Consider the following 25,237-nt stretch of genomic DNA (forward strand, 5'->3'; position numbering starts at 1 on the left):
ACCAATGCCAATGGATGCGATTCCGTGGTCACCGTAGTTGTAGAAACCCTCCTGCCAACCGATTCCACGATCAATCTCGCCGCTTGCCAGGGCGAAAGCGCAGACTACCTTGGCACGCCGGTGCCTGCCGGAACACAACAGGACTTCACCTTCACCAATGCTAACGGTTGCGATTCTGTAGTCACGGTGGTGGTCGGAACGCTATTGCCCACCGATTCCACCCTACAGGTGCAAGCCTGTGCGGGCACGGACTATTTGTACGAAGGCACGGCAATCCCGGCGGGCGGGTCCGCCAACTTCACCTTTTTCAATGCCAATGGATGCGACTCTGTGGTTACAATAGAGGTAGAGGCGGTGGAAGCTCTGGAGACTAATATCGCCCTATCCGCCTGTGAAGGAGCAAGTATTGATTACAATGGTACCGAGCTGCAGGCGGGGCAGGACACGGTATTCACTTTCCAAAGCGCGGCGGGCTGTGACTCCCTCGTGTTTGTGGAAGTGGAACCGGCCGAACCCAACTTCACCACCATCAATCTCGAAGCCTGTACCGGAACGACCATTGATTTTGAAGGGCAATCCCTCAGCCCGGGCGATTCCCTGCAGCTGGAACTGACGAATAGCGAAGGGTGCGACTCTGTTGTGCTGGTGCAGGTGGAAGAACTATCTGCTCCCATGCCTACAGCAACCACAGCTCCCAGTTGCCCGGAAGGCAGTACAGGGGCATTGGTGATTCAGGATAGCTCCCAGCAACCACTGACCTTCACCCTGCAAGGTTTCCCTACACAGAGCGACCCGGCATTCAGCGACCTGAGCGCTGGCGAATACAGCCTGACCGTCACCAATACCAGCAATGGTTGCACGGCTACACTCATGGCCACCGTTGAGGCCTTGCCGCCCCTGCAGGCCGAACTCGATATTCAGCCCGGCAATTGCGAAACACCATCGACTACAGTAGATGCCGTGGTGCTCTCCGGCACAGAATCAGAGCTTTCCTACAACTGGAGCAATGGGGAAAGTGGCCCGATGGCGCAGTTCGATACTGCCGGCACTTACCAACTGACCCTCAGCAACGCCTGTGAGGTGCTGACGCTGAACTTCAACGTCACCGCTCCACGGGTGGACGAAGCGGCTCTCCTTTACCTGCCCACCGCCTTCTCCCCCAATGAGGATGGCAATAACGATACCTTCCGGGCGTACCCGGCACCGGGCCTGGAGTGGCAGTCCTTCAAGCTGATGGTTTTTGACCGCTGGGGCAATCAGCTGTTGGAAAGCACCGATCCGGCACTGGGCTGGAATGGTGTATTCAAAGGCACGCTGATGAATACCGGTCTGTATGTCTACCATCTGAAGGGGCAGGTCTTTTACTGCGGGCAGGAACTGGAGGTAGAGCGTGAAGGCGGGGTGATGTTGGTGCGGTAGCTGGGAAGATGGTCACGCGAAGGACGGAAGGGGCCCACGCAGCGGGCGGAAAGGGTCACGCAAAGGGCGCGGCGTGGTAGGCCGCACTGACCAACATTGCGGACTTTGCGTGACCCTCCTTTGCGGGCTCTGTGTGAACCCAATCCATATCTAAGCTGACGAGCTTTGCGGACAATTGCGCCCGGTGAAAAATTACTGCCACCCGCTAATGACAGCGCCCATGAGCATAAGCGTCAGGGCCCAGTAGCCGGCGTGGATCCAGATGTACTTCCAGGGGCGGCGCTCAAATTGTGCGATGATGGCAATAATGGGCAAAGCAAAGGTAATCCCGGTCATCAGGCCATGGAAGGCACCGTGCTTGAAAGTGCGGAAGTTATCCCCGTAATTGGCCATAAAGTCCCCGATGTACCGCATGATGTCCGAACCCTCCTCCCCGAAGCCCGGTTCATTAACCAGGATGGAGTACAGATGCCCCTGGTGCACGACCAAGAAACTTAAGGTAAGAGAGGCCAGCAGCCCAAAAACGTAAGTAAGCCCAAAGATCACCAGCATATTGCCGGTCTGCACTTGTTCTTCTGTGACGCCGCTCGCCTGCATCCAGGCTTTGCCCAGTACTTTTGGGTTGTACCAAATCGCGCCAACAACCAGCGGTATGAGCGCACTTACGGCGATTGCAATCCAATTCATTTCCATGGTGATAAGGTTTTAGTCTGACTGAATATTTTGACGGAAATAGCGCCTGTCGCGCCACGCGGTAGGCCAGGCCGTTTTCTCCTTTAGGCTTTGCTAAATTTCAACACAACTTCCAAGTTTTCAGCTGCTTACGAAATTTAGCAAAACCTCAAACGGTCTACCTTATTTTGTTTCCGTCCCTAAAAATAGGCAAAAGGAAAAAACCCCTTCATTTTTTTTGAAAAAAGCCGGCCTCTTGCGAACTATTTCAGCGTGCAGACATTTAATGTTTAAACACCAAAATTAATCAATTATGACTTACAAGGAAAAAGCACAGGATATTTACAACATGCTCGGTCAGGGCAAACTGATGGACGCTTTTGAGAAGTACTACGCAGAGGGCGTCATCATGGAAGAGCCAACGGGCAAGCGTACCGGCAAGGCGGCCTGCCGTGAATACGAGGAGCAGTTCCTCAACAACGTACAGGAGTTTCATGACTTGAAGGTACACAGCTTAACTTCAGACGAAGAAAACGGGATCACGACTGTTGAAAACATGATGGAAGTGACCTTCAAGGATGGCAACCGCGTTCAGATGGAGCAGGTGGCTGTACAGAAATGGGAAGGTGACCAGATCGTGCACGAGCGTTTTTACTACAACGCTGGGTAATTTTAAGCTATGCCGACGACGAAGTGGTTTAGGGCTACTGACGCTATCGGTCAGCACGGGTCTAAATCTGCTTCGCGTCATGTATAGACGCAAAGGTAATGTTTTGGGTGGCTGCCTGCTATAGTTTGTGAGCAGCCATTTTTTTATTGCTTCACCAAATAAACCCCACTCAAAATCAACCCCATCCCCAAAAAGTGAATCACAGAAATCACCTCTCCGTCCAGAAAGCCCCAGGAGACCGCCACCATAGGCACCAGGTAGCTGATCATGGAGGCAAATACCGGAGTGGTACGCTTGATAAGCTGGAAGAAAATCAGGGAGGCGAGCACGGTACCCATAATGCTGAGCAGTGCAACGTAGCCGAGTGCTTCCCAGGCACCGGCGGTGTTTTCCAGTTTGGGTAGCACATCGGTCTGAAACAGATAGGCAAAAGCTGGAACACCCACGATCGTAAAAGAAGTAGCACTTATGATGAGCGACTTCATCTCCTTCAGGTACTTCGCAATGGTATTGGAATTGATGGCATAGCAGATACAGCCGACGATCACCAGCAGCCCGTACCAGGGGTTGCCCTCCATGCCCGCCTCCCGGCTGAAGAGGATGAGCGTAGCCGCTCCTGCCAGTCCGATGAGCACCCCCAGTAGCTTAAGCCAGCGCGCCTTTGCCCCGAATAGCAGCACACCCAGGACGAGCGTAAACAAAGGCACCAAAGAGTTGAGCACGCCCGCCATAGAACTACTGATCTCTGTCTGAGCAATCGCGAACATAAAGGCCGGGATAGCCGTACCTGTCAGTCCCACAATGACCAGAAACGGCCAGCGCGACCAGTCCACTTTCCGGAACTGATAAAGCAGGAAGGGCAGAAAGCACAAGGCCGAGATCGCCAGGCGCAGGCAGGCTACCTCCGTGCTGGAGTAGACCACCAGCCCCTTTTTGATGAGGATATAAGAACTGCCCCAAATCAGGCTCAGGGTTACGAGGATAACCCAGCTCATCAGGTCCGGGCGGCTGTCCTGTTCAACTTCTGCTTTGGGTGGAGTGGATGTTGCGTTCAAAATTTACGATCTTTGTTTTCTGATGCAGACCACTAAAAAACCAGAGCAAGGATCAAAAGTTGTAACGATGGAGGAGGAACCGCTCAAGGAAGACATGCCTACCCGCCTGCAGCACCTCAGGCAGCGGGCGAAAAGCGATAAGCGGGCGAATAAAAAGTATTTCCAAAAGCTCAAAAAAAAGCCGCCCCGGCAGTTGGACGCCACCGTTGCCCAGCTGCACGATGAGGTGTTTGAAGAGACCGACTGCCTGCAATGCGCCAACTGCTGCAAGTCGACCAGCCCCATATTCCGTGACCGCGATATCGAGCGCATCGCCAGTCATTTGAAAATGCGCCCAGCCGAATTCGTGGACCGATACCTTCACCTCGATGAAGAAGGCGACTACGTCCTCAACGAAACGCCCTGCCCCTTCCTCGGCAGCGACAACTACTGCTCCATCTACGAGTACCGTCCAAAGGCCTGCGCCGAGTACCCGCACACCAACCACAAGGGCTTCCACCAGATTCTGGATTTGACACTGAAGAATACGGCGATCTGCCCGGCCGCTTATGAGGTGGTGAAGCGGTTGCGGGAGGCGCTACCGGCGTAAGGCTGGCTCTAATTTGCTACTCAGGGGGAAAAAAGACTCAAATAAATACGCCTAATCAAATCTAATCTTCGGAAGGGTCCCCTCCTTCAAAAATCTGCTCAACGCCTTCCTGACTTGGCCTTGGCGCAGCTGAATCGAGCACTCTGCGATCCTTTCCCAGCAATATAAACCTGGGAATTCCTGCGATTTGGAATGCCTTCGCAAAAGGTTACTGAAAAGCCCCTTCCGCAAGAAGATGAATGCCTTTCATGTCCTTCTTCATCACCATATCCCGCCATCTTTCCTCATTTTCATCAAGGGAGATGGACAAAAAAGTGATGTCAGAACGGTCTTTGAGATCGTCCATTAGTCGTTCAAAAGCCGGCCGTTCCTGCAGGCAGGGGCCGCACCAGGTAGCCCACACATCAATGTACACGTATGTGCTGTTCAACTGGCTTAGTTTAAAGGGGCGATTTTCAGCGTCGACGAATGAAAAATCAGGGGCTCTGCCCTCTTGGATGAGATTACTGTTTTCATACCAGTCGCTCAGCGTCTTTTTATACGCTTCATTTTGAGCAACCGTTACGAAAGATTTATAAGCCTTTTCCAATGCCTGATCTATACCGGAGCTCCTCATTTGTTCGTTTAGCATTTGAAATCTGGCGTATTCATTAAAGAAAGGGTCGGTATACAAGGAGTCAATCAGTTGGAGTTTCCGTGACAGTTTGTCGGAGCGGCCTGGGGAATTTTGCAGGCGGAAATGGTAATCCAAGCGTTCCAAGATATAGCTGCCCAGGATCGGCTGATGCAGGTATTTGTCGTCCATTCTGGCAGGAACCATCATTCCGGATAGAGCATCTGTAGCAGGGCCATAGGGAGCTCCGGTAGTAACGGAAATCTGGGAAGGATAAATACAAGCGTAGTAGGCCAGGGTATAATCGCGGAGTTGCCGAACGAACTGAATGAACGCTTTGTCCGGCTCTTTTTCTTTTTCCCAGGTTGCGATCAAATGGTCACTCTTCTGTTTCAAAGCCAAGAGCTGATTGGTAAAAACGGACGCTTCCATCCTGAAGAATCCCCGGTCCATGAAGCCCTCATTCAGGAGCTGATTCAACTGAAAAAGCCTGGTATTGGCTTGGGCCCGGTCGCCAGCATATTGAAGGGAAGTATAAAAATTCAGCCAATCAAACCGTTCGAATGCGACCCGAATACTATCTCCCGGTTTCACGTATATATCCCAGGGGACCATTCTGTTGTATTTCAGGCTGATAAGACTTGGTTCCTGAATGTCCAGTTCGATCTTATATTGCCCGTTAATTATTTTTACAGGCTGCCCCGTCAAATAGGTATAGTACAGAAGTTGGTCATCGGGATCATGGTTCTCTATCGTCCCCATAATGACCGCAGGGCCAGGGCTGTCGATGTCTTTTCCATTGCAATTGGATAAGGAAAAAAGAACCAAACAAAAGATTAGATGCACTGCTTTCATTTTGGCGTTCGCTTTTAAAATCAAAATCTAGTATTTTTGAAGCCAGACCACGCACGCCCACTTGCGTGAGCTGCATTGATTGAGTTCACTCCTCAAGAAAAGTATTCCATCATTCTAAATCAAATCTTTCCAGGTACTCGCTCAAAGGTTCCAACCCTATTTCTAACCTCCTGTAATCAACAGAGTCGGGATTTTCAATAGGGTGCAGTTCGCCATTTACAATTTGACTCCCATATACCTGTTTATAGTCGTTGAAAACCAGTAACCGGTCGGTCAATAAAGCCAATCTTTCAGGGTGCAAATCACCTGATTGGACCAACCCTTCAATGTATCGGAAATAGTAAGCCATCTGTTCCTTCTCATTATGCTGTATGAATGCCCAAAATACCTTGACACTTGTCGCCAGGATGGTACCCAATGTTTTTAATCAGAATGGCTAAAATATTATCCTTATACGTTGCGGGGCGAATTACAACGCTTCGAATGTTATGGCTTTCATCCGCATAGTAATCAGCAGCCCACTCCCCTCTTTTAAAGCGCTCTAGTTCGCTAGCAGTGGCTTTGTCACGATCGGTTGTCTCGAATGCTGCATCATCTAATGACCAGCGTTGATTTTCCTTCAGCTCTAAGATTTCATCTCTCGATAGCTTCCTTAAAGGTTCTTTAATATTATTCCCTGAACAGCCGGCCAGGGATAGGCCTACAAGAAGGGTAAAGAAGTAAATAAGACGGATTGCGGTGTTTAAATTTGGATACATAGGTTTATGTTTTACTACACGATATTCATTATCCGGATCATAGCAGCATGGCATTTCATATTTTGGTGTTAAAGCGGACATCCACTTTGGCTTCCCCCAGATTCTGGATTCGACGCAAGTCTACACTATTACCTGGTTTCCAGGTTTCTGGTTCTTTGATTGTATACCTCTAGTTGCCCCTCCGAAAGATGTATTTCGATTTCTTTCAGGTACTTTTTCCTTACGCTGATGTCCACTTGATGATGAAGTACAAGCCAGACAACATCGACCAGTTCATGGCCAACTTGATGGGTTCCTGGATATCCGTGATGCGTTAGGACAGTGTCAATTCTGAGCAGGTTAATCGAGTCTAGCCGGGATTGCAGGCTCCACATTTGCTCACGGTCTTTTTCTGAGAAATCCAGCCTTTGATCTCCAAGCTGAGCCCGGTATTTCTGATCGTCCTCCAGGGCTTGCGACAGTATTTCTATCAGATCAGGGATCAGTAATGAGGAGTCTAGTTTAGGGCGGCTATTTCGGTAGGTTTCTTCTTCAAGTTTTTCTTTTTGATCGAATTTTTCATAAGCTTCTTCGCCAAGCATTTTAAGACAAAGGTTAAAAACCTCGTAAAACCGGGCAGTATCCGCTTTGTAAGGGTTTTGATAAAAACCATGATTTACCGCCATTCTGTTCATATCGAAGATGGACTCACAATGGTTTACATTGTTTTGCACTGCATTTTTGAGGTGTTTGTAAACAAGTTCATTCGGAGCCTTCAGGTTAGACAATTGGAATGCTACCTGAAAGTCATCCCCCTCTTCATACGCCTGTAGCAGCTTCACTTTAAATTCTTCACAGGATGAGACACTAAGTGCTTCCGGACAATTAGGGATGTATGGTTTAGGTGGGCTACAACCTACTAACAGGATGCAGAGGAGGCAGGAACGAGTACGATTTAGTGCATTGAATTTCAGCTTCATAAAAAGGTCTTGAAATCATTTCCTAATGAGGCAGACAAATGTCTCCAAATCAAGTTCTCGTTAAATATCCCCTTTTTTCTCACCATTGTCTAATAACTGCCCCAGCAAAGTATCAACCGCAGCAGCCACCGGAACAGCAGGGTCCGTTTCCAATTTGGCGCCCCGGAACACCTCAACAATATGCCCGGTTTGATCTACCACTATGGTACTCGGATAGCCCAATATCATCCTGAAGCGATCTTTGATGATTGCTTCAGCATCGGGCACCTGATTGAAGTGAAAGGGTTTTAAGTCCAGCACTTTTTGCACTTCTGCTTTGGCATCCCTCGTCAGGGCTATAAAGTTGACTTCCTCATCTCCATACTTGGCTACTAACTGATTGAGTTGCGGGATTTCTGCGATGCAGGGGGCACATTTCTTGAACCAGAAGTTGATCACCGTCACCTTCCCTCTCAAACGGGAGGCACTAACCTTCCTGCCATCGATATCGACTGCCTCAAAATCAGGCAATGGGGCACCAATCAGGCATTTTACATCGAACCCTGAATAAACAACACCTGTTTCGCCGGTTCCAACCACTTCAAATGTACTGGTCTGTACGTCTTGCATGCAGGCTTCAAGGTGGTCATTGTAGATATCATTGCGCTGACAGGAATAGAATAACAATATCAGCAGGAGGGCTGCAATAAAGCAGGATAAGTGCAGGTAGTGCCTGGAGGGAGCAACTTTGGTTTCCATGAGTCTTTTTTTGATGGTTATATCTATTGCCTTCTGGAATTAGATGCCGTTTTCGTGAGTACAATCAGCAGTATTACAACTAATCGTGCCATTGGCTCTCAATACAGTGCCATCATCTGCTTGTTCCACCAGTAATGTAGATTTACAGGCTTTGCTCGAAAACACCAATGCATAAGCTCCCTGAGCGCCGGTTTCTATTCTAACGTCCGTGAACTCACCATTAACACCTGAAAACCGCTGTAGATTTTGGTTGTAAGCCCGTAGTAGCTCAGCCTTATCAGCTGTCAGTACCTCTTTGCCATCCTGGAGCTCGCCGATAGGCTGCCAGCCCTCCTGTGCGTGAGAACAGTTGAACACCGTCAGCCCTAGAAGAACCATAAAAAATAAATGCTTCATGATTAAGAATTTTGAGGTTAAAGTGCCTGCTCTATTTTGCTTTACCGGCAGGTTATGAGGTTAAAATACCTTAAACCACGTCACTTACATTCTTCGACCTCCTCAAAAAACTGCTGCAATAGTGGGATAGGCATATCATCTATACTCAAAAAACTCCCTTGAAAAAAACCGAAATGCCCTTTATTTAGACAATTTTGAAAAACGAACTTCTCTTTCATTTCTTCAAGGCTATCAAGCCAAATCTCACTACGCAGCTGTTCCATACTGTTAATCTGAGCTGCCGACCTTTTCTCCGTGTAATATTTCCCCTTAATCAAATAAACGAAGCTGTCGTAACCATAACCTTCCATAACACGATAGCCGCCAGACCTATTATGCAGTGATGCGAATACTTCAGGATGCAGCTGTCCCGACTTTACGCATCCAAGCAACTGCTCAGTGAGATCAGGGCCTTCCTTATAGGTTTCATCGCTCACATAATTGTGGTAGAGCAAAATACTAATCGGGTCACTTTCTAAAACCGTATCACGGCTGATAAACACACCTATCTCCCATTCAGTAGGATAGCCATCTTTCAAACAAGACAACAAGTCCTTCATGATTTCTTTGTCCTCTTTGTATGTTGAATCCGGGAAGATAGTATAGGTCGGATCCTGATTTCGCCAGTATTGATCTCTGCCTTTTAATTGTTCAAGCTTGGAGCGCAGCTGCCAGTTACAACGCTCAAGGTAAGCCTGTCTAAGCGCTGCATATTCATCAATCAACTGCCGCCACGCCTTTGATGCACGGAACTTCTTTAATCTTGCCTGTTTGCGAAAAAAGTCGATGTCACAGCCTAACAACATCAATGCTCTTGCATACCGGTAGCCTTTTTCCATGTTATCACCGATAACCGCACATTGCAAGGCATTTCGGTAATCCGCAGCAAATGGTTTCTCCCAGTAGGCAAAAGCTGAATCGTATTGCATAACCGCCGCTTGATAACGCTCCTGTGCAATTAACAACTCTGCCTTATTGGAAAAATACATGTACTTTTCAAAGGATTTCGCGTCCAAGATCAGGGCAGTACTTAACAAAATGAGGCAAAAAAGCACTTTTCTCACTGTCATATTTCTTCAGCTTAAATTAGAGAGAGATCACACCCTTAGCGAACTCCAACAGAAAGCAGCTTGCAGGCTATTCCTACTGTTTCACCTGTTAGGCTTTAAACCTTAACTACTGCATCCCCTTTCACATAGAAACCTCGTGGGCTTATAGCTCCCGCCTTGATTTTCATGGCCTAGAACCACAAAAAACACAAGCAAAACACTTCAGTTGCCTTTTATGCAGCTGGAACCTCCCTACAATATTAGAAAATGAGAGTGCAAAAATTTTGCACTCTGCATTTTTTTAGCTGCCTAAGCAAAAAAACATCCCTTTAATCTGTTGTAAACACTGAATTCCCCTTGATCTACTCTAAAGCTTGGTACCCTCCACCGCCCAATCCACAATCCCCTTCTGCTCCGTAGAAAAACTGACGCCCACGCCAATCTTCTCCTTTGGGCTGTCCGCGTAGGCAGACAAGTAGCCTTTCTCCCGGATTTGCTGCAGGGCTTCTGCCACCGGCCGGTCGAGCTTGAACTCGAAGGCGTAAAGGTAGTCAGCGGTTTCCACAAGGGCATCGCAGCGGCCGCGGGCCGTGTGGACTTCGGAGCGGACATACACGCCCAGCAACCGGAAAATCAAATGGATGAGCGCGTGGTAAAAGTGCTCATTCTCTTTTTGCCAGTGCTCGTAGGGGATTTCGGCGAAAGCCGCATTTAGGATGTCAATGGCTGATGGTAAGTCTTTCTGCTGCAAAGCACGCCTCAAATGGACAATCCGGGGCAGCGGGCTCTCCGATGGATGCCCCAGATAAGTAGCCAACAGCACCTGCTCCAGAGAAAAACGGACCTCTTTATTGGGGTAATCCAATGTGTACAGGTAGTCTTCTGGCTCGTAGTGACGGATCGTTAGGTAGCCGGTTTGAAACAGTACACTGACAGGGTTGAGGTGACGGTAATCGAAGTTGCTCAGGTCGCTTACTGCTGCTTCTATCCCTGAGACCTCGTAGAACTGCTTGTCGCGCATTTCTTTGACCAGAAACGTCGGTGTGCCCGTCTCAAACCAGTAGTTCTGATACTGCCCGCTCTGTAAAAAACGCAGGATGGAAAATGGGTTGTACAGGCGCTCCTCCCCGCCCCAGCTGTAGCCGTTGTACCACTCGCGCACTTTGCTGCGGTCGTGGGCCTGCATGGGAGTTTCAAAAACCGTGTCCAGCTCTTCCTGTGTGATGCCCAGCAAGGTGTAGCCCTGAGGGGAAAGGGTAATGTTGGACAGGTTGTTCAGGTCCGAAAAAATACTCACTTTGCTGAAGGCGGACACCCCGGTCAGGAACAAAAACTCGATATAGGGGTCAGCATCTTTGAGCACCGAGTAAAAATTCTTCAGGACATCCCGGTTCGCTTCTGCTTGCGGCGTGTCGTCCAGAAAATCAATGATGGGTTTGTCGTACTCATCTATGAGCAGTACAACTTTCTGCGATCGCCCCACCTCGTACAGCAATTCCGAAAAACTGCTTTTCAGGGTATCTTCAGAAAGGCTGGCCCCCAGCTCCTTCGCGATACGATGGACCTCGGTCAACAGCGCTGCCTCCAACCCTTTCGTTTTGTAATCTATCTGGGCAAACTTCAGCCAGATGACTGGCCGGGGCGCTGCCTGCCAATCCCAGTGCGCATGTATCCATAAATCCCGGAACAGCGCTTCCTGACCGGTATACAACTCGTACAATGTAGACAACAGGAGCGACTTGCCGAAGCGGCGCGGGCGAATAAAATAATAGTACTTCCCAACAGATACCAAATTGTGAATTTGCTTAGTCTTATCCACATATACATATCCCTCTTCGCGGATTTTGCGAAAGCTTTGTATGCCAATGGGGTACTTCATAGGGGCAAGATACAGCCTTTTGGAGCGGATACGCAAGGGGCGGCGGTCAGAAGTGCGCCAAAGTCGCCTCTTGTGGACAGCGCTTCCCCAAATCCTGGATTTAACGCTGAAGAATACGACGATCTGACCGGCCGCTAATGAGGTGGCGAAGCGGTTGCGGGAGGCGCTATCGGTATAGTCTTTTTTAAGGCTTCCTAATTTGAAAGGAAAAGGTAAAATGCCCCTGCATCGAATAAAGCCCTATTCATCTTTAGGCACAACAGCCATTGCCCTCTTGTTTTCCCGCCTTGTAGCCTCCTTCCTGTTTAGGCGTTTTCGTATATTGCTACAAAAAACGAATGAACACCTCCCGTTTCCTGTCCATATTAATATCTTCTTTTTTGCTCTTTTCCATCCAGCCGGGCAGTGCGCATACCAGCAAATCCACTCCGGCGAGCTATGCGGCGCTTAAAAGTTTATTCCAGGAATGGCGTGCTTTTGAAACGCCTCCTTTACGCGAAGGGGCACCAGATTATACCACTCAGACATTCAAAGCCCGCCGGCCTGCTTTTGAGCAGTTGCAGGAAGCGCTTTGGGCTATGGATACCAGTGGATGGACGGTTCCACAGCGGGTGGACTGGGCGCTGGTTTGGGCAGAAATGAATGGCTATGATTTCAATGAACGCATCCTGCGCCCCTGGGCAAGAGACCCTGCATTTTATAAATCACTCTGGACCTACAGGTCTGATGTGCCTGCCCACGAAGGGCCAACACATCATCACACGACTGAAATATGGACATACGCGTTTCCGCTGAGCACTTCAGAAAGAGCGCGGCTTATTGAGGACCTTAAAGTCATCCCTCCCCTCAATAAACAAGCTCAGCTCAACCTGACGGGTAATGCCCGTGATCTGTGGATAGCCGGAATACGGGATATCCGCAACCAAAGCAGCGACCTGAAAGCCATACTGCAACAACCGGGCGTGGAAGGTGACGAGGAGTTGATGGAAACCATAGAAGCTGCCATCGCCTCCACAGATGAGCTCGTCCGTTGGCTGGAGGCTGAAGCCGGCAATAAGACTGGCCCTTCAGGAATCGGAAAAGACAACTATACCTGGTATCTGCAAAATGTTCATCTTGTACCCATGACCTGGGAGGACGAGGTAATGCTCATGAAGCGGGAACTTGCCCGGGCCTGGTCCGCGCTAAAGCTGGAGGAGCATCGCAATCGTGACCTTCCGGAACTGACAGCGGCCAACAGCCCCGAAGCTTACGCCGAGCTGGCAGAGCGGTCTGCGAAAAGTTTACTCCACTTTTTAGAACAGGATCAGATGGTAACGGTCAAAGCATATTTTGAACCTGCACTCCGCGAACACCTGGGGGCGTACATCCCGGAGGAAGACCGGCACTTCTTCTGGATTACGGCGCACTATGATCCACGTCCCCTTTATTCCCACTTTTACCACTGGTTTGAACTGGCCCGTATGGATAATGAGCCTCATCCCAATGAAATTCGACGTGATGCCCTTCTGTATAACATCTTTGATTCCCGCAGTGAAGGTGTCGCTACGGCTGTGGAGGAAATGTTCCTGCAGGCCGGACTGTACGATGATGACCCAAGAGTAAGAGAAATTGTGTACATCCTGATTGCCCAGCGTGCCGCCCGGGGCCTGGGTTCCCTCTATGCACACGCCAATGAAATGACGATGGAGGAAGCAGGGAAGATTCATTCTGAGTACACCCCAAGAGGCTGGATGAAAACGGAAAAAGAGTTGTTGATCTTTGAGCAGCACCTGTACCTGCGCCAACCGGGTTATGGGACCAGTTACATTACGGGAAAATACCTGGTCGAAGCAGCAATGGCAGACTTTGCCCGTTTGCAGGAACCTGAGGCTGACGATTTTGTACCTATGGATTTCTTTGACCGGCTCAATGCGATGGGCAATATACCTATTGCGCTTGGGCATTGGGAGCTGACAGGAGAAGCTGCAGTTTATCACAAATAAAGTAGGCAGGCTTTAGACTATCGTTTAGCATTTTCAATTATCCAGGAGGAGCCTTGGTTTCTATACTGACCGAACCGGTATGGGCTCCGCCAAAACCACTTCGCGTCATGTGTAATCCGTTGTGCATTTCCTATTCGTGTGTAAATTAAGTTTAGGTTAATTCCTCTCCTCCATACGATTGTATCAAAACCAACCCAAAACAACTTTCGTCGAATCCTCACCCGGCTTAGTCCAACCAACTAACACCAAATGATATACGGTTGCTATCATTGCACTCAGAACAAAACCCGTGCAATGGAACTAACCATAGAACACCTGAGCAAAACCTACCCCAACGGCACTCAAGCCCTGAAAGGCGTAAGTTTTTCCATCCCTAAAGGCATGTTTGGGCTCCTGGGGCCCAATGGCGCCGGCAAATCGACTCTGATGCGCATCATCGCTACCCTACAAGATGCAGACGAGGGCAGCGTACGCCTGGGCGATTTAGACATTCTCAAAGACAAACAGGCGACCCGCCAAATCCTGGGCTACCTGCCGCAGGAATTCGGGGTATACCCCAAAGTCTCCGCTACGGCTATGCTCGACCACATCGCCATGCTGAAAGGCGTGCAAAGCAAAAGCGAGCGCAAAGAACTGGTCGAAGCCCTGCTCCACCGGGTTAATTTATACGAACACCGCAAAAAGGCCGTAAGCAGCTACTCCGGCGGTATGCGGCAGCGCTTTGGCATTGCCCAGTGCCTCATTGGCAGCCCCCAGCTGATCATCGTGGATGAGCCTACCGCCGGACTGGACCCCGGAGAGCGCAACCGGTTCTACAACCTGCTCTCGGAGATCGGTGAGAACGTCATCGTCATCCTCTCCACCCACATCGTGCAGGACGTCAAAGAGCTGTGCACCAATATGGCGATCATCAATGAGGGCAACCTGCTCTTCACCGGTGCGCCCGATGCTGCCCTTTCGGAAATGAGCGGCAAGGTCTGGGAAAAGTCGGTCGCCAAAGCCGAACTGGATCGCTACAAAGCGGAGCATCAGGTCATCTCCTCCAAACTCGTGGCCGGGCAACCCCTCATCCACGTGTACAGCGAGGCGGCCCCGGGCGATGGCTTCGAGGCGGCTGACCCCAGCCTGGAGGATGTCTTTTTCGGAAAAATCTTTGGTGTCAACTAAAACCCCGACCCTATGCTTACCAATATACTACAATTTGAGCTTCGCTACTGGCTGAAGCGGCCAATGGTTTGGGTGTTTTTGCTGCTGAATACCCTGCTCGTATTCTTCGCAGTCACGAGCGACAACGTCACTATCGGGCAGTCCTACGGCAGCGTGCATAAAAATGCGCCCTTTGTGTTGCAGGGCATGTACGGCAATATGTCGATCATCATGCTGCTCATGTCTACCGCCTTTATGCAGGGCGCGGCACTGCGGGACTTCAACAACAATACGCATCAGATCATCTTTTCCACGCCTTTGCGCAAGTTCCCCTACCTGATGGGGCGCTACCTGGGCGCTTGTATCATTGCGCTGATCCCATTATTGGGCGTGACCCTGGCTGGCATCCTGGGCAGCTTTGCACCCTGGGTAGCCCCCGAACAGCTCGGCCCGCTAAATCTAAGCGGCGACCTCTGGGGCATGCTGCTTTTCGGTATCCCCAACACCCTGCTCATCGGGGCGATTATTTTCGGTATTGCCACGCTGACCCGGAGCACTATCGGCTCTTTCATTGGAGCATTGGGTGTGCTGGTGGGGTATGGCATCGCGGTCTCTCAAACTTCCGATCTTGACAGCGAATACATTGCCATGCTCGTGGACCCCTTCGGCCTGAGCACCTTTCAAATCATAACGAAATACTGGACCGTAGCCGAAAAGAATACCATGGCTCTGGGCGCTCACCCCATGATGCTGCTCAACCGGGCGATATGGCTGGGCGCAGGCGCACTGATCTGGTTCCTGACTTACACCCGTTTCTCTTTCACGCTGCGCAATAAGAAAAAGAAAAAACAAGCGGATGCTGCGGAGGAAGTAGCCTCCACCACATCGGTAGCGCTTCCAAAAGTGGCCTTGCAGCAGGGCTTTGGGGTATACTTCCGTCAAATGCTGAGCCAGGCCCGCCTCGACTTTATGGGTGTGATCAAAGGGGCGCCTTTCCTGGTGATCCTGCTGTTTGGCATCCTGAATATGGCCCCGGGCATCGCCTCTGTCAATGGAGGGTACGGGCTGGACCTCTATCCGGTTACCTACCGAATCATCGACAATATCCGGGGCTCTATGTATTTATCGGTTATCGCCATCCTGATTTTCTACTCCGGCGCACTGATCTGGAAGGAGCGGGATGCCAAGGCGGATGAAATCTACGGCAGCCTGCCTTATCCGAACTGGGTGCCGGTGATTTCCAAAATACTAGCCATGACGGGCATTATTGCGGCCCTACAACTGATTTCTATCCTGACCGGAGTAGTCGCACAGACCATCAAGGGCTATACCCACTACGAATTGGGGGTCTACCTCAAAGAGCTGATGGTGCTGGACCTGCTGGGCTTCTTCTTTGTAGCCGTGCTGTCCATGCTTTTCCATACACTAATCAACAATAAGTACCTGGCGTACTTTGCCGTGGTGGCTTTTCTGATTGTGAATGCCTTCATATGGCTGCCGCTGGATGTTTTCAGCAATATGCTCAGCTTTGGCGCTACCCCCAGCTACACGTACTCCGATATGAATGGCTTTGGGCCTTTTATCCCCGGGCTTGTCTGGTTCAACCTTTACTGGTTCCTGTTCAGCTTGCTCCTGATTGGCGGGACGGTCTTCTTCTGGGTGCGTGGTAAGGATACGGTTTGGAAAAATCGCTGGCAGGCTGCTGCTGCGGGCTTGCGCCACAGCCGGTGGCCGATGATTGGCTTACTCGGGCTTTGGGTACTGACCGCAGGCTTTGTCTTTTACAATACCCAAATGCTGAATGATTACGATACGCCGAAGGCTTCCAGAAAGTTAAGTGCGGCATACGAAAAGACCTTTTCCTACCTGGAAAAGCAACCGCAGCCGCACATCGTGGATGCGAAGTACGAAATCGACCTCTACCCCGAAGCGCGCGATCTGGACGTGAAAGCCCAACTGCGCCTTACCAACAACTCCGGCCAGCCGATTGACACGATGGTCGTGAACCTCATTGATGACTTTGAAACCGAAATCACCATTGAAGGGGCCCGGCTCGTGCGGGAAGAAGCCGACTTCCAAATGCAGTTCTATGCCTTTGAGCCCGCCCTGCAACCTGGCGACACCATCGGCATGCAGTACACCGGCAAGATCGACCACCGGGGCTTTGAGAATGAAGTCAGCAATACCTCCATCGTACCAAACGGTTCCTTTTTCAACAATACCGAGATCACTCCCAGCTTTGGCTATCAAAAGAGCCGGGAAATCTCGGAAAAGCGGTACCGCAAAAAGTACGATCTGCCGGAGCAGGAAGTGATGCCCCCCTTACAACGCGAGTGCACCGATGGCTACGTCTGCCGCCACCACTATCTCGGGCTTCATGCCGACTGGGTAACCGCCGAAACGACGATCAGCACTACAAAAGGGCAAACGGCAGTCGCACCGGGCTCCCTGGTGCGCCAGTGGGAAGAAGGCGACCGGGTTTACTTCCAATATAAGCTTGACCACCCGTCTATGAATTTTTATTCCTTCATTTCTGCGGACTATGAAGTGGAACGGGAAAAGTGGCAGGACGTAGATGTGGAAGTCTATTATCAGGAAGGGCACGAGTACAATGTGGAAAATATGGCCAGCAGTATCCGCAACTCCCTGGCATATTATTCTAAAAACTTCTCGCCCTACCGACACAAGCAGGCCCGGATCATTGAGTTCCCGCGCTATGCCAGTTTTGCACAGGCTTTCCCTGGCACCATGCCGTACTCTGAAGGCATTGGCTTCATTGCAGAAATCGAAGAAGGCCAGAAAGATGTGGACATGGTCTATTACGTAGTCGCGCACGAAATGGCGCACCAATGGTGGGCGCACCAGGTGATTGGTTCGGGCATGCAGGGCGCTACCTTGCTTTCTGAAACCCTGGCGCAGTACTCCGCTCTAATGGTGATGGAGGAATCCTACGGGCAAGAGCGCATCCACAAATTTCTAAAGTACGAGGTGGACAGTTACCTGCGGGGAAGGGGCCGGGAAACCGAACGGGAAAAGCCCCTGCTCGAAGTCTACGCCAATCAGGGCTACATCCACTACCGTAAGGGCAGTGCGGTGATGTACTATCTGAAGGAAATGATCGGGGAAGACCGGGTAAATGCGGCTCTGCGCAGCGTCATCGACTCCTTTGCCTACCGGCAGCCGCCTTATCCCAATGCCCATCACTTAGTGGATGCCTTCAAGGCGCAAACACCAGACTCCCTGCAATACCTCATCACCGATATGTTCGAGACCATCACCCTGTTTGACAACCGGGTGCAGGATCCTGCCTACCGGGAGCTGGACAATGGAAAGTACGAGGTCAGCTTCACGGCCTATGCCACCAAGTTCCGGGCAGACTCTCTGGGCACGGAAACGGAAATCCCAATCCGCGACTATATAGATGTGGCTGTATTTGCGGAGCCCGAAGAGGACGAAGAGCGTGGCAGGGTGCTGCATCAGGAACGCCTGTTGATTCAGAAAAAGGAAACACCGGTCAAAATTGTGGTGGACGAACGCCCTTACGAGGCGGGCTTCGACCCCAACTACTACCTCATTGACCGTATGCCGGATGATAATGTACAGCGGGTGAAATCGGAATAAACAGCCCATACACGTACAGGAAGAACAGAGCGGCGGCCCGGACAGGGCTACCGCTCTTGTTGTTTAGTGGCTTACAAAAAAATCCATTTAGTTCTACTTCCTTTTTTGTACTTTTGTAAAGGTTGTATCCTTGCTCCCTTCATTCTCCCTATCCAATTTTGCCTAACGAGCCCTCTGCATGTAGCTCAATAAACTAAAGTTGCGTCAACCGCCCGCAGCACCCTGTTAAGAAATAGCAAATACTACGATGAGAACACTTTTACTGCCTTCCTTTCTGCTGATGGCCTTCGCCATGTATGGACAAATTCCCTGCAATGGAGAATTCCTGCTTTCGGGCACGGCTGTACAGCAGGGCGACTGCATTCAGCTCACTGCCAATACCACTAATCAGCAAGGCTGCGCCTGGCTGAATACCCCAGTTGACTTCAGCCAACCGTTCACCCACAATATGTCTGCCAATTTCGGAGTCGTGGATGGCAGCGGAGCAGATGGCATTTGCCTGATCTACCAAACAGGCGGGCCTACCATTTGCGGAGTCTCAGGTGGTGGCATGGGCGCACAGGGCATCGCCAACTCATTTATCGTGGAATTTGATACTTGGGATAATGGGGCAATTCAATCAGATATTGCTCCGGACCACTCTGCAATTTCTATCAATGGTGACCTCAACAATCAGCAAAACGGGCCGGTAGCCTTGCCCAATATAGAAGACGGGCAAAACCATACCATTACCTTTTCGTGGAACCCGGTTGGCAATCAGTACACAGTAATCTTCGATGGGAATACCATCATGTCAGGCTCTTTTGATATTATCAATCAGTGTTTTGGTGGCAATACCCTGGCTTACTGGGGCTACACGGCCTCTACCGGGGCTGCCTTTAACACTCAGTCGGTCTGCCCTATCCTCCCTCCCCCCATTACCACCAATGCAGGAGCGGATGTCATCGTACCTTGTGCCTCTGCGCAACTTACGCTGGATGGCACCGGCACCGCTGTAGGCCCCTATACCTACTCTTGGTCCTCGCCTAATGGAGGCACTATTATTTCCGGTGGCAATACGCTCACCCCAACGGTGATGGGCGCGGGCACTTACATCCTTACCCTCACCGACCCTAATGGCGGTTGCGAGGAAACCGACGAGGTCGTGGTCAATGTCGATCCTTTGGAGGTAAATATCAATGCACCAGTTTTCGCGCCCTGCGCCGGTGGCGAAGTTTTACTGGATGGGAGTGCCTCCTCTTCCGGCGGGTTTATTACCTATCAGTGGTCTACGCCAAACGGGCTTCTGCTATCTGCTCCAAACCAGCCCACTGTCCTGGCAGGCGCGCCAGGCACCTACACACTTACAATTACCTACAATGACGGGCAGGTTGTTTGTACCGAACAGGAAAGTGTAACCCTGCAGCCTAACATCGATATTCCGGTTGCCACAGCCACAGGCGGTGATATTACCTGTAACAACCCGGTCGTTGCGCTCAATGGCTTAGGTCCTTATATCGGACCTCAGTTTTCCTACCAATGGATCACTAGCGACGGCCTCATCGTTAGCGGTGCCCAAACCCTGACCCCGGTCGTAAGCCAACCTGGGCTGTACACGCTCACAGTCGTCAATACCAACACCAACTGCATGTCTCAGGTCACCGTAGAAGTAGAGGATGAAACCGACCCGCCGGTAGCAGCCGCCAGTGCATTGGGGGAGCTGGGCTGCAATACCAGCCAGGTCACCCTGACCGGCGCTGGATCAGATACCGGACAGCAAATCGAGTACAGCTGGCAAACCAATGATGGGAATATCGTCTCAGGGGCTAATACCCTGACGCCTACAGTGGATGCCCCCGGCAACTATGTCCTGCTCGTTACGAATGAGGAGACGGGCTGTTTTAGCATAGCAGATGTTACCGTTGCAGCCAGCGCGCCCGGCCCTGCAGTCGATATCATTGTCACGGATACCCTAAACTGCGCCATCGAATCCGTCACGCTGGATGCCAGCGGTTCTGAGCAATCAACTGACTTCATCTATGACTGGACGACTACTGATGGGCTGCTACTGTCCGGAGCGGATACGCTAGTGGCTACCGCCGGAGCGCCTGGCACCTATTATTTTTCGGTTTCAGATACGCTTACCAATTGCATCACCACCGACTCTGTAGTGGTCATTCAGCAACTGAGCATGCCGGTAGCCGACGCTGGCCCGGATCAAAACCTGGATTGCGGCACGACCTCCGTTAGCCTGGACGGATCGGGCACCGGCCTCCCGGCGGGTTATGTCCCCATATGGTCGACTTCAAACGGCAGCCTGCTGAGCGGTGGACAAACCCTGACACCAACGGCCGGAGGGCCCGGCTTATACATACTGACTGTGCTCGATACCGCTACCCAGTGTACAGGCACAGATACCGTCCTGATTGTCAACGATGGGAATGTACCCTCCGTAAGCATCGCCTTGCCAGATACCCTGGACTGTGCAACCTCAAGCCTTGACCTTATTGGGAACGGGGCGACAGCAGGAGGTAATGGCTTTACTGTCGCCTGGAGTAGCACTGATGGGCACCCAATCACCAATGCCAGCCAGCTGACCGCTACGGTTACGGAGCCGGGCACCTATACGCTGGAAATTCTGGATACCCTCAACGACTGCTCGGCAATTGCCTCCGTCCTCGTTTTGCAGGATACACTCCGCCCCGTTGCCTCGATTGAGGACACCGATACGCTCACCTGCGCAAACACCATGCTGACGCTGGACGGTACGGGAAGCAGCTCGGGCCAGATTTTTGACCTGCAATGGAGCACCAGCGACGGTCAAATCCTTACCGGCTCAGAAACCTATACCCCTGTCGTAAATGAGCCGGGCACCTACGTGCTTGAAATACTGAATACGCAGAACCAGTGCTCCTACACCACCAGTATCTCCGTGGCACAGGACACTACCGCGCCTTTGGTCAGTATCATGTCGCCCGCAACGATCACCTGTGCCGACCCTACGGTAATGCTTTCTGCTGAGGGTACCAGCACAGGACCAAACATGGCTTACAACTGGTCCAGCACGGACGGAGTGATCCTGAGTGGCACACAATCCTTAAGCCCGGAGGTCAATGCCAGCGGCACCTACACCTTGCAGGTTGCTAACAGCCTAAATGGTTGCAGCAGCACCGCCACCGTTTTTGTGCCGGTCGACACCCTGTCGCCCATCGCCGCTGCAGGCCCGGATGACACCCTCAACTGCTATCAGCCTGCCCTGCAACTAGGCAGCAGCAACACCTCAGCCGGCAACCGCTTCACCTATGACTGGTCCGGCAGCAGCCCGATTGCCGGGGACACTACCACGCCTATGCCGTTAGTAGAAACAGGTGGCACCTTCCAGCTCGTTGTTACAGATACTGTGAATGGCTGCCAGTCATCCGACAGCGTGACGCTTACTGAAGACTTTGAGGCTCCTCTGGCTACACTTGCTATGCCTGACACCCTGAACTGCGTGGACAGCCTCGTCACCTTAAATGGCAGTGGTTCCAGCACCAACGGCAACTTCAGGTACGAGTGGACGGCCCTCAACAGCGGGGTCATGTTTGTTTCTGACAACCCCACCGCAGAAGTTACGGCAGCAGGCCCTTACGTGCTGGAAGTCGAGGACCTTGACAACGGCTGTACGGCAACCGATACCGCCGAAGTGTTCCAGGATACCAACCTGCCCGTTGCGGCGATTGAGCTGGCTGATACCCTGACCTGCGCACGGTCACAGGTTACCCTGAATGCTGCGCTGAGCAATTCCAATAACAACCTTAGCCTGCAATGGTCCACAATGAACGGGAGTATCCTGTCCGGACAAAACGGATTACAGCCTGTCGTCGATGCACCTGGCGTATACGAACTTGTCGTTACCGACCTGAACAATGACTGTACCGTAAATGCCAGCGTTGCTGTAGCCATAGACACCTTGTCACCAGCTTTAGCGCTAAGCCCGACCGGGGTACTCAACTGTCGGGATACCGTACTGACCCTAAATGGCAGTACTCCGGCTCCTGCTGCTCAGTGGACCTGGAGCACCTCTGATGGCAACCTCCTCAGTGGTGCAGACACCCCTGCGCCAACCATTGATCAGCCCGGCACTTATCAGGCAACAGTACTTACCCCAACCAATGGCTGTACCAATACCCTATCCCGGACCGTACTGCAAGACATCACCTTGCCCAACATCACCATTGCGCCAACTGCCGTGCTCACCTGTACCCGAACCTCCGTCCTGCTTAACGGCTCCGCCTCTGACCAGGCTCCCGGATGGAACATTACCTGGCAGGCAGCAGATGGCAGCAGCATCAATGACACCTTGCTCGCTGAAGTGGAAATGCCAGGGACCTACACGCTCGAAATACAAAACACGGACAACTTCTGCCGGAACATGGCCGCAATATCAGTTCAACAGGACACCCTGCAACCCACAGTGACCCTGATACCTGCAGATACCTTGGATTGCGGTACACCAACCATTGCCCTCAATAGTAATGTCAGCACCACCGCTGCCCCAGCCTACCAGTGGACCTCCGTTGACGGGCAAATCCTCTCCGGTGCCAACAGCCTGAATGCCACGGCAGGAACACCGGGCTGGTACTACTTCACCGCTACCAATGAGAATAACGGCTGTCAGACCATCGACAGCCTGTTGGTTTTGCAGGACACGATTGCCCCTACCCTCGCCTCCCTTGCGCCTGCTCCACTGACCTGCACAGCCCCTCAATCCTGGCTGAATGCAGCAACCGGAAGCAATCCTACCTGGACTTACAGCTGGACTGCTGCCAACGGGGGGCTCCTCAACAGCCCCGCAGACAGTAATGCTGTTGAAGTGACGGCCGCCGGTACTTACCAGGTGTTGGTCACCAATCCAGGCAATGCCTGCACGGCCACCCAGAGCTATACCGTGACGACGGACACCCTATCGCCTGTGGTCAGCATAGCCCAGCCGGATACCCTGAACTGTGCAGTCAGTAGTGTCCCCCTGGCCGGCAATGGATCGGATTCGGGTACCGGCTTTAGCTTGAGCTGGAGCACGGACGATGGCCAATTGAGCGGACAAACGGATCAGCCTGAAGCTACGGCAAATGCGCCCGGCACCTATACCCTGTTCATTGAGAACCTGACCAATGGCTGCACTGCCAACGAAAGCGTTGTCGTCTCTCAGGATACCCTTGCACCCACTGCTCAAATTGCCGCCGCCGACACCCTTAACTGCAACATCAGCAGCATCCTTCTTGATGCTACCGGCAGCAGCACTGGCAATACCTTTGCCTACGCCTGGACCACGGGCACCGGACTGTTGCTAAGCGGCGCGGATGGGCTGCAGCCGGAAGCCGGAGCCGCAGGGGAGTACACATTGGAAGTCACGAACCTGCAGAACTTTTGTACCACCACCAGCAGCGTGACCGTACCCATAGACACCTTGTCCCCTGAAGTGAGCCTTGCACCACCGACCGTTCTGAACTGTGATCAGAACAGCGTTCCGCTCAGCGGGGACGTCAGCAACGCCGGCACAGGGTATGACCTGGTTTGGAATGGGCCTGCAGGCGGGTTTCTATCCGGACAGGATGGGCTCGAACCGGTGGTAGCTCAACCTGGTACTTACAGCCTGACTATTACCAATCCGAATAACGGTTGTTCTTCAGCCGCCAGCGTAGCCGTTACGCAGGATATAACGCCTCCAATAGCTGCCGCAGGCACCGACTTTATCATCCCCTGCTTCCCGGAGCTTCGCCAACTGGATGGCAGCAATTCCTCTGCCGGGCCGACATTCAGCTACAGCTGGAGCAGTACGGATGGGGCAATTCTGGATGATAATACTACCCTCAATCCTGCCATTGATGCACCAGGCACCTACACCTTGCTGGTGACGAATACAGAAAATGGGTGTACAGCCACCGATGATGTAGAAGTCAGTCAGGATATACCGGAAGCCACCTCTACTACCATTCAACCATTGTGTTTTGGAGATTCCGGGCAAATCAGCTTTGAAAATATAACCGGTGGAGCGCCGCCCTATGTGTACTCTATCAATGGCGGAGACACTTATGAAAACACGCCAAGCTTCCTTGTTCAGGCACCCGGCACCTACACCCTGATCGTTCAGGATGTCAACGGGTGCGAAGCGGTACTTACCACGTCGATCGTACAGCCGGATTCCCTGGTGGTATTAATGGCTCCGGAAACTGCAGAAATCAACTACGGCGAAAGCCAGGCGATCCAACTTCAATCCAACTACCCACTGGGTGAGCTGACGAACATCACCTGGTCCCCTAATCCCGGACTCGACTGTTACGACTGCCTAAGCCCAATGGCAAGCCCAAGGCTTTCCACCGTATATCAGGTAACCGCCACCAACGCGAATGGCTGCCGGGACCAGGCAAGTATCCGTATTATCGTCAAAAAAGACATCCCAGTTTACATCCCGACAGCCTTTTCCCCAAATGGCGATGGCAACAATGACTGGTTTACGGTTTATGCCGGGCAGGGCACCATCACCAATATCCGCTCCATGCAGATTTTCAATCGTTGGGGCGAGCAGGTCTTCCAAAACCAGAACTTCCAGCCCAATGTACCGGCAGAAGGCTGGGACGGGCTCTTTCGCAACCAATACCTCAATCCGGGGGTGTTTGCTTATGTGGTAGAGGTGGAATACTTTGATGGCACCACTGATTTGCTAAAAGGGGACGTCACCCTGGCCCGGTAAGGGAAAACAGGTCTCCTGGCAGGCATTTTGGCAGAATACGGTCGGTTATTGGCTGCCCGGTGCTACATTCGATCTTATTTTT

17 protein-coding genes are annotated in these 25,237 nt (G+C 51.7%); 7 read left to right on the forward strand and 10 right to left on the reverse strand.

The window, feature by feature from the left end; translation table 11 throughout:
• Positions 1–1,419, forward strand: a 1,419-nt coding sequence (locus tag MRY86_RS03235) for a T9SS type B sorting domain-containing protein (RefSeq protein WP_293571011.1), incomplete at its 5' end; no start/stop codon positions are given.
• A 192-nt stretch (positions 1,420–1,611) separates the two neighbouring features.
• On the opposite strand, the gene MRY86_RS03240 is transcribed toward MRY86_RS03235, so the two are convergent.
• On the reverse strand, positions 1,612–2,112 hold the full coding sequence (locus tag MRY86_RS03240; protein WP_293563146.1) for a DUF1761 domain-containing protein: 501 nt from the start codon (positions 2,110–2,112) through the stop codon (positions 1,612–1,614).
• Positions 2,113–2,404: 292 nt separating this feature from the next.
• On the opposite strand from MRY86_RS03240, the gene MRY86_RS03245 reads away from it, so the two are divergent.
• Entirely contained in the window at positions 2,405–2,761 is a 357-nt protein-coding gene (locus tag MRY86_RS03245) for a nuclear transport factor 2 family protein (protein ID WP_282784883.1), read from the forward strand.
• Between the two features lie 143 nt (positions 2,762–2,904).
• On the opposite strand, the gene MRY86_RS03250 is transcribed toward MRY86_RS03245, so the two are convergent.
• Positions 2,905–3,816: an EamA family transporter gene (locus MRY86_RS03250; RefSeq protein ID WP_293563145.1), complete on the reverse strand. Its 912-nt coding sequence runs from the start codon at positions 3,814–3,816 to the stop codon at positions 2,905–2,907.
• Between the two features lie 94 nt (positions 3,817–3,910).
• Between MRY86_RS03250 and MRY86_RS03255 the strand changes: the two genes are divergently transcribed.
• Positions 3,911–4,405, forward strand: coding sequence for a YkgJ family cysteine cluster protein (locus MRY86_RS03255; RefSeq protein ID WP_363325360.1), 495 nt, complete (start codon positions 3,911–3,913; stop codon positions 4,403–4,405).
• 208 nt (positions 4,406–4,613) lie between these two features.
• Here MRY86_RS03255 and MRY86_RS03260 read toward each other — a convergent pair whose 3' ends face one another.
• From MRY86_RS03260 to MRY86_RS03290, 8 genes are all read right to left on the reverse strand, one after another.
• Positions 4,614–5,873 (reverse strand): TlpA disulfide reductase family protein, encoded by a 1,260-nt coding sequence (locus MRY86_RS03260; protein WP_293563143.1) that lies wholly within the window; start codon positions 5,871–5,873, stop codon positions 4,614–4,616.
• A gap of 109 nt (positions 5,874–5,982) precedes the next feature.
• Entirely contained in the window at positions 5,983–6,222 is a 240-nt protein-coding gene (locus MRY86_RS27130) for a DUF6624 domain-containing protein (RefSeq protein WP_363325359.1), read from the reverse strand.
• A gap of 13 nt (positions 6,223–6,235) precedes the next feature.
• Positions 6,236–6,631 carry a hypothetical protein gene (locus MRY86_RS03265; RefSeq protein WP_293571013.1) on the reverse strand — a complete coding sequence of 132 codons (396 nt, stop codon included), beginning with the start codon at positions 6,629–6,631 and terminating at the stop codon, positions 6,236–6,238.
• Positions 6,632–6,759: 128 nt separating this feature from the next.
• On the reverse strand, positions 6,760–7,590 hold the full coding sequence (locus tag MRY86_RS03270; RefSeq protein WP_282781121.1) for a hypothetical protein: 831 nt from the start codon (positions 7,588–7,590) through the stop codon (positions 6,760–6,762).
• A gap of 60 nt (positions 7,591–7,650) precedes the next feature.
• Positions 7,651–8,328, reverse strand: a complete 678-nt coding sequence (locus MRY86_RS03275) for a TlpA disulfide reductase family protein (protein ID WP_293563141.1) — start codon at positions 8,326–8,328, stop codon at positions 7,651–7,653.
• A 39-nt stretch (positions 8,329–8,367) separates the two neighbouring features.
• A complete protein-coding gene (locus tag MRY86_RS03280) occupies positions 8,368–8,724 on the reverse strand; it encodes a hypothetical protein (protein WP_293563140.1) in 357 nt (118 codons plus the stop codon).
• Between the two features lie 80 nt (positions 8,725–8,804).
• Entirely contained in the window at positions 8,805–9,833 is a 1,029-nt protein-coding gene (locus tag MRY86_RS03285; protein ID WP_293563139.1) for a hypothetical protein, read from the reverse strand.
• 346 nt (positions 9,834–10,179) lie between these two features.
• The gene (locus tag MRY86_RS03290; protein WP_293563138.1) at positions 10,180–11,691 is read right to left on the reverse strand and encodes an ATP-binding protein; all 1,512 of its coding nucleotides are present in this window, start codon (positions 11,689–11,691) and stop codon (positions 10,180–10,182) included.
• A gap of 338 nt (positions 11,692–12,029) precedes the next feature.
• Here MRY86_RS03290 and MRY86_RS03295 point away from each other — a divergent pair, with 338 nt between their 5' ends.
• The 4 genes from MRY86_RS03295 (at position 12,030) to MRY86_RS03310 (ending at position 25,155) form a co-directional block, all read left to right on the forward strand.
• Entirely contained in the window at positions 12,030–13,676 is a 1,647-nt protein-coding gene (locus tag MRY86_RS03295; protein WP_293563137.1) for a hypothetical protein, read from the forward strand.
• A 294-nt stretch (positions 13,677–13,970) separates the two neighbouring features.
• On the forward strand, positions 13,971–14,843 hold the full coding sequence (locus tag MRY86_RS03300; protein ID WP_293563136.1) for an ABC transporter ATP-binding protein: 873 nt from the start codon (positions 13,971–13,973) through the stop codon (positions 14,841–14,843).
• Between the two features lie 12 nt (positions 14,844–14,855).
• Positions 14,856–18,443 (forward strand): M1 family aminopeptidase, encoded by a 3,588-nt coding sequence (locus tag MRY86_RS03305; RefSeq protein WP_293563135.1) that lies wholly within the window; start codon positions 14,856–14,858, stop codon positions 18,441–18,443.
• 247 nt (positions 18,444–18,690) lie between these two features.
• Positions 18,691–25,155 carry a gliding motility-associated C-terminal domain-containing protein gene (locus MRY86_RS03310; protein ID WP_293563134.1) on the forward strand — a complete coding sequence of 2,155 codons (6,465 nt, stop codon included), beginning with the start codon at positions 18,691–18,693 and terminating at the stop codon, positions 25,153–25,155.
• The last annotated feature ends 82 nt before the right edge of the window (positions 25,156–25,237 follow it).

Origin of the sequence: Phaeodactylibacter sp., from assembly GCF_022763345.1 — a bacterium.
Lineage (GTDB): Bacteria > Bacteroidota > Bacteroidia > Chitinophagales > Saprospiraceae > Phaeodactylibacter.

What these genes read in the sequence shown, in the direction of transcription:
- MRY86_RS03240 (WP_293563146.1), bottom strand. Translation starts at nt 2,112, where the DNA reads ATGGAAATGAATTGGATTGCAATCGCCGTAAGTGCGCTCATACCGCTG.
- MRY86_RS03245 (WP_282784883.1), top strand. Translation starts at nt 2,405, where the DNA reads ATGACTTACAAGGAAAAAGCACAGGATATTTACAACATGCTCGGTCAG.
- MRY86_RS03255 (WP_363325360.1), top strand. Translation starts at nt 3,911, where the DNA reads ATGCCTACCCGCCTGCAGCACCTCAGGCAGCGGGCGAAAAGCGATAAG.
- MRY86_RS03260 (WP_293563143.1), bottom strand. Translation starts at nt 5,873, where the DNA reads ATGAAAGCAGTGCATCTAATCTTTTGTTTGGTTCTTTTTTCCTTATCC.
- MRY86_RS27130 (WP_363325359.1), bottom strand. Translation starts at nt 6,222, where the DNA reads ATGGCTTACTATTTCCGATACATTGAAGGGTTGGTCCAATCAGGTGAT.
- MRY86_RS03265 (WP_293571013.1), bottom strand. Translation starts at nt 6,631, where the DNA reads ATGTATCCAAATTTAAACACCGCAATCCGTCTTATTTACTTCTTTACC.
- MRY86_RS03270 (WP_282781121.1), bottom strand. Translation starts at nt 7,590, where the DNA reads ATGAAGCTGAAATTCAATGCACTAAATCGTACTCGTTCCTGCCTCCTC.
- MRY86_RS03275 (WP_293563141.1), bottom strand. Translation starts at nt 8,328, where the DNA reads ATGGAAACCAAAGTTGCTCCCTCCAGGCACTACCTGCACTTATCCTGC.
- MRY86_RS03280 (WP_293563140.1), bottom strand. Translation starts at nt 8,724, where the DNA reads ATGAAGCATTTATTTTTTATGGTTCTTCTAGGGCTGACGGTGTTCAAC.
- MRY86_RS03285 (WP_293563139.1), bottom strand. Translation starts at nt 9,833, where the DNA reads ATGACAGTGAGAAAAGTGCTTTTTTGCCTCATTTTGTTAAGTACTGCC.
- MRY86_RS03290 (WP_293563138.1), bottom strand. Translation starts at nt 11,691, where the DNA reads ATGAAGTACCCCATTGGCATACAAAGCTTTCGCAAAATCCGCGAAGAG.
- MRY86_RS03295 (WP_293563137.1), top strand. Translation starts at nt 12,030, where the DNA reads ATGAACACCTCCCGTTTCCTGTCCATATTAATATCTTCTTTTTTGCTC.
- MRY86_RS03300 (WP_293563136.1), top strand. Translation starts at nt 13,971, where the DNA reads ATGGAACTAACCATAGAACACCTGAGCAAAACCTACCCCAACGGCACT.
- MRY86_RS03305 (WP_293563135.1), top strand. Translation starts at nt 14,856, where the DNA reads ATGCTTACCAATATACTACAATTTGAGCTTCGCTACTGGCTGAAGCGG.
- MRY86_RS03310 (WP_293563134.1), top strand. Translation starts at nt 18,691, where the DNA reads ATGAGAACACTTTTACTGCCTTCCTTTCTGCTGATGGCCTTCGCCATG.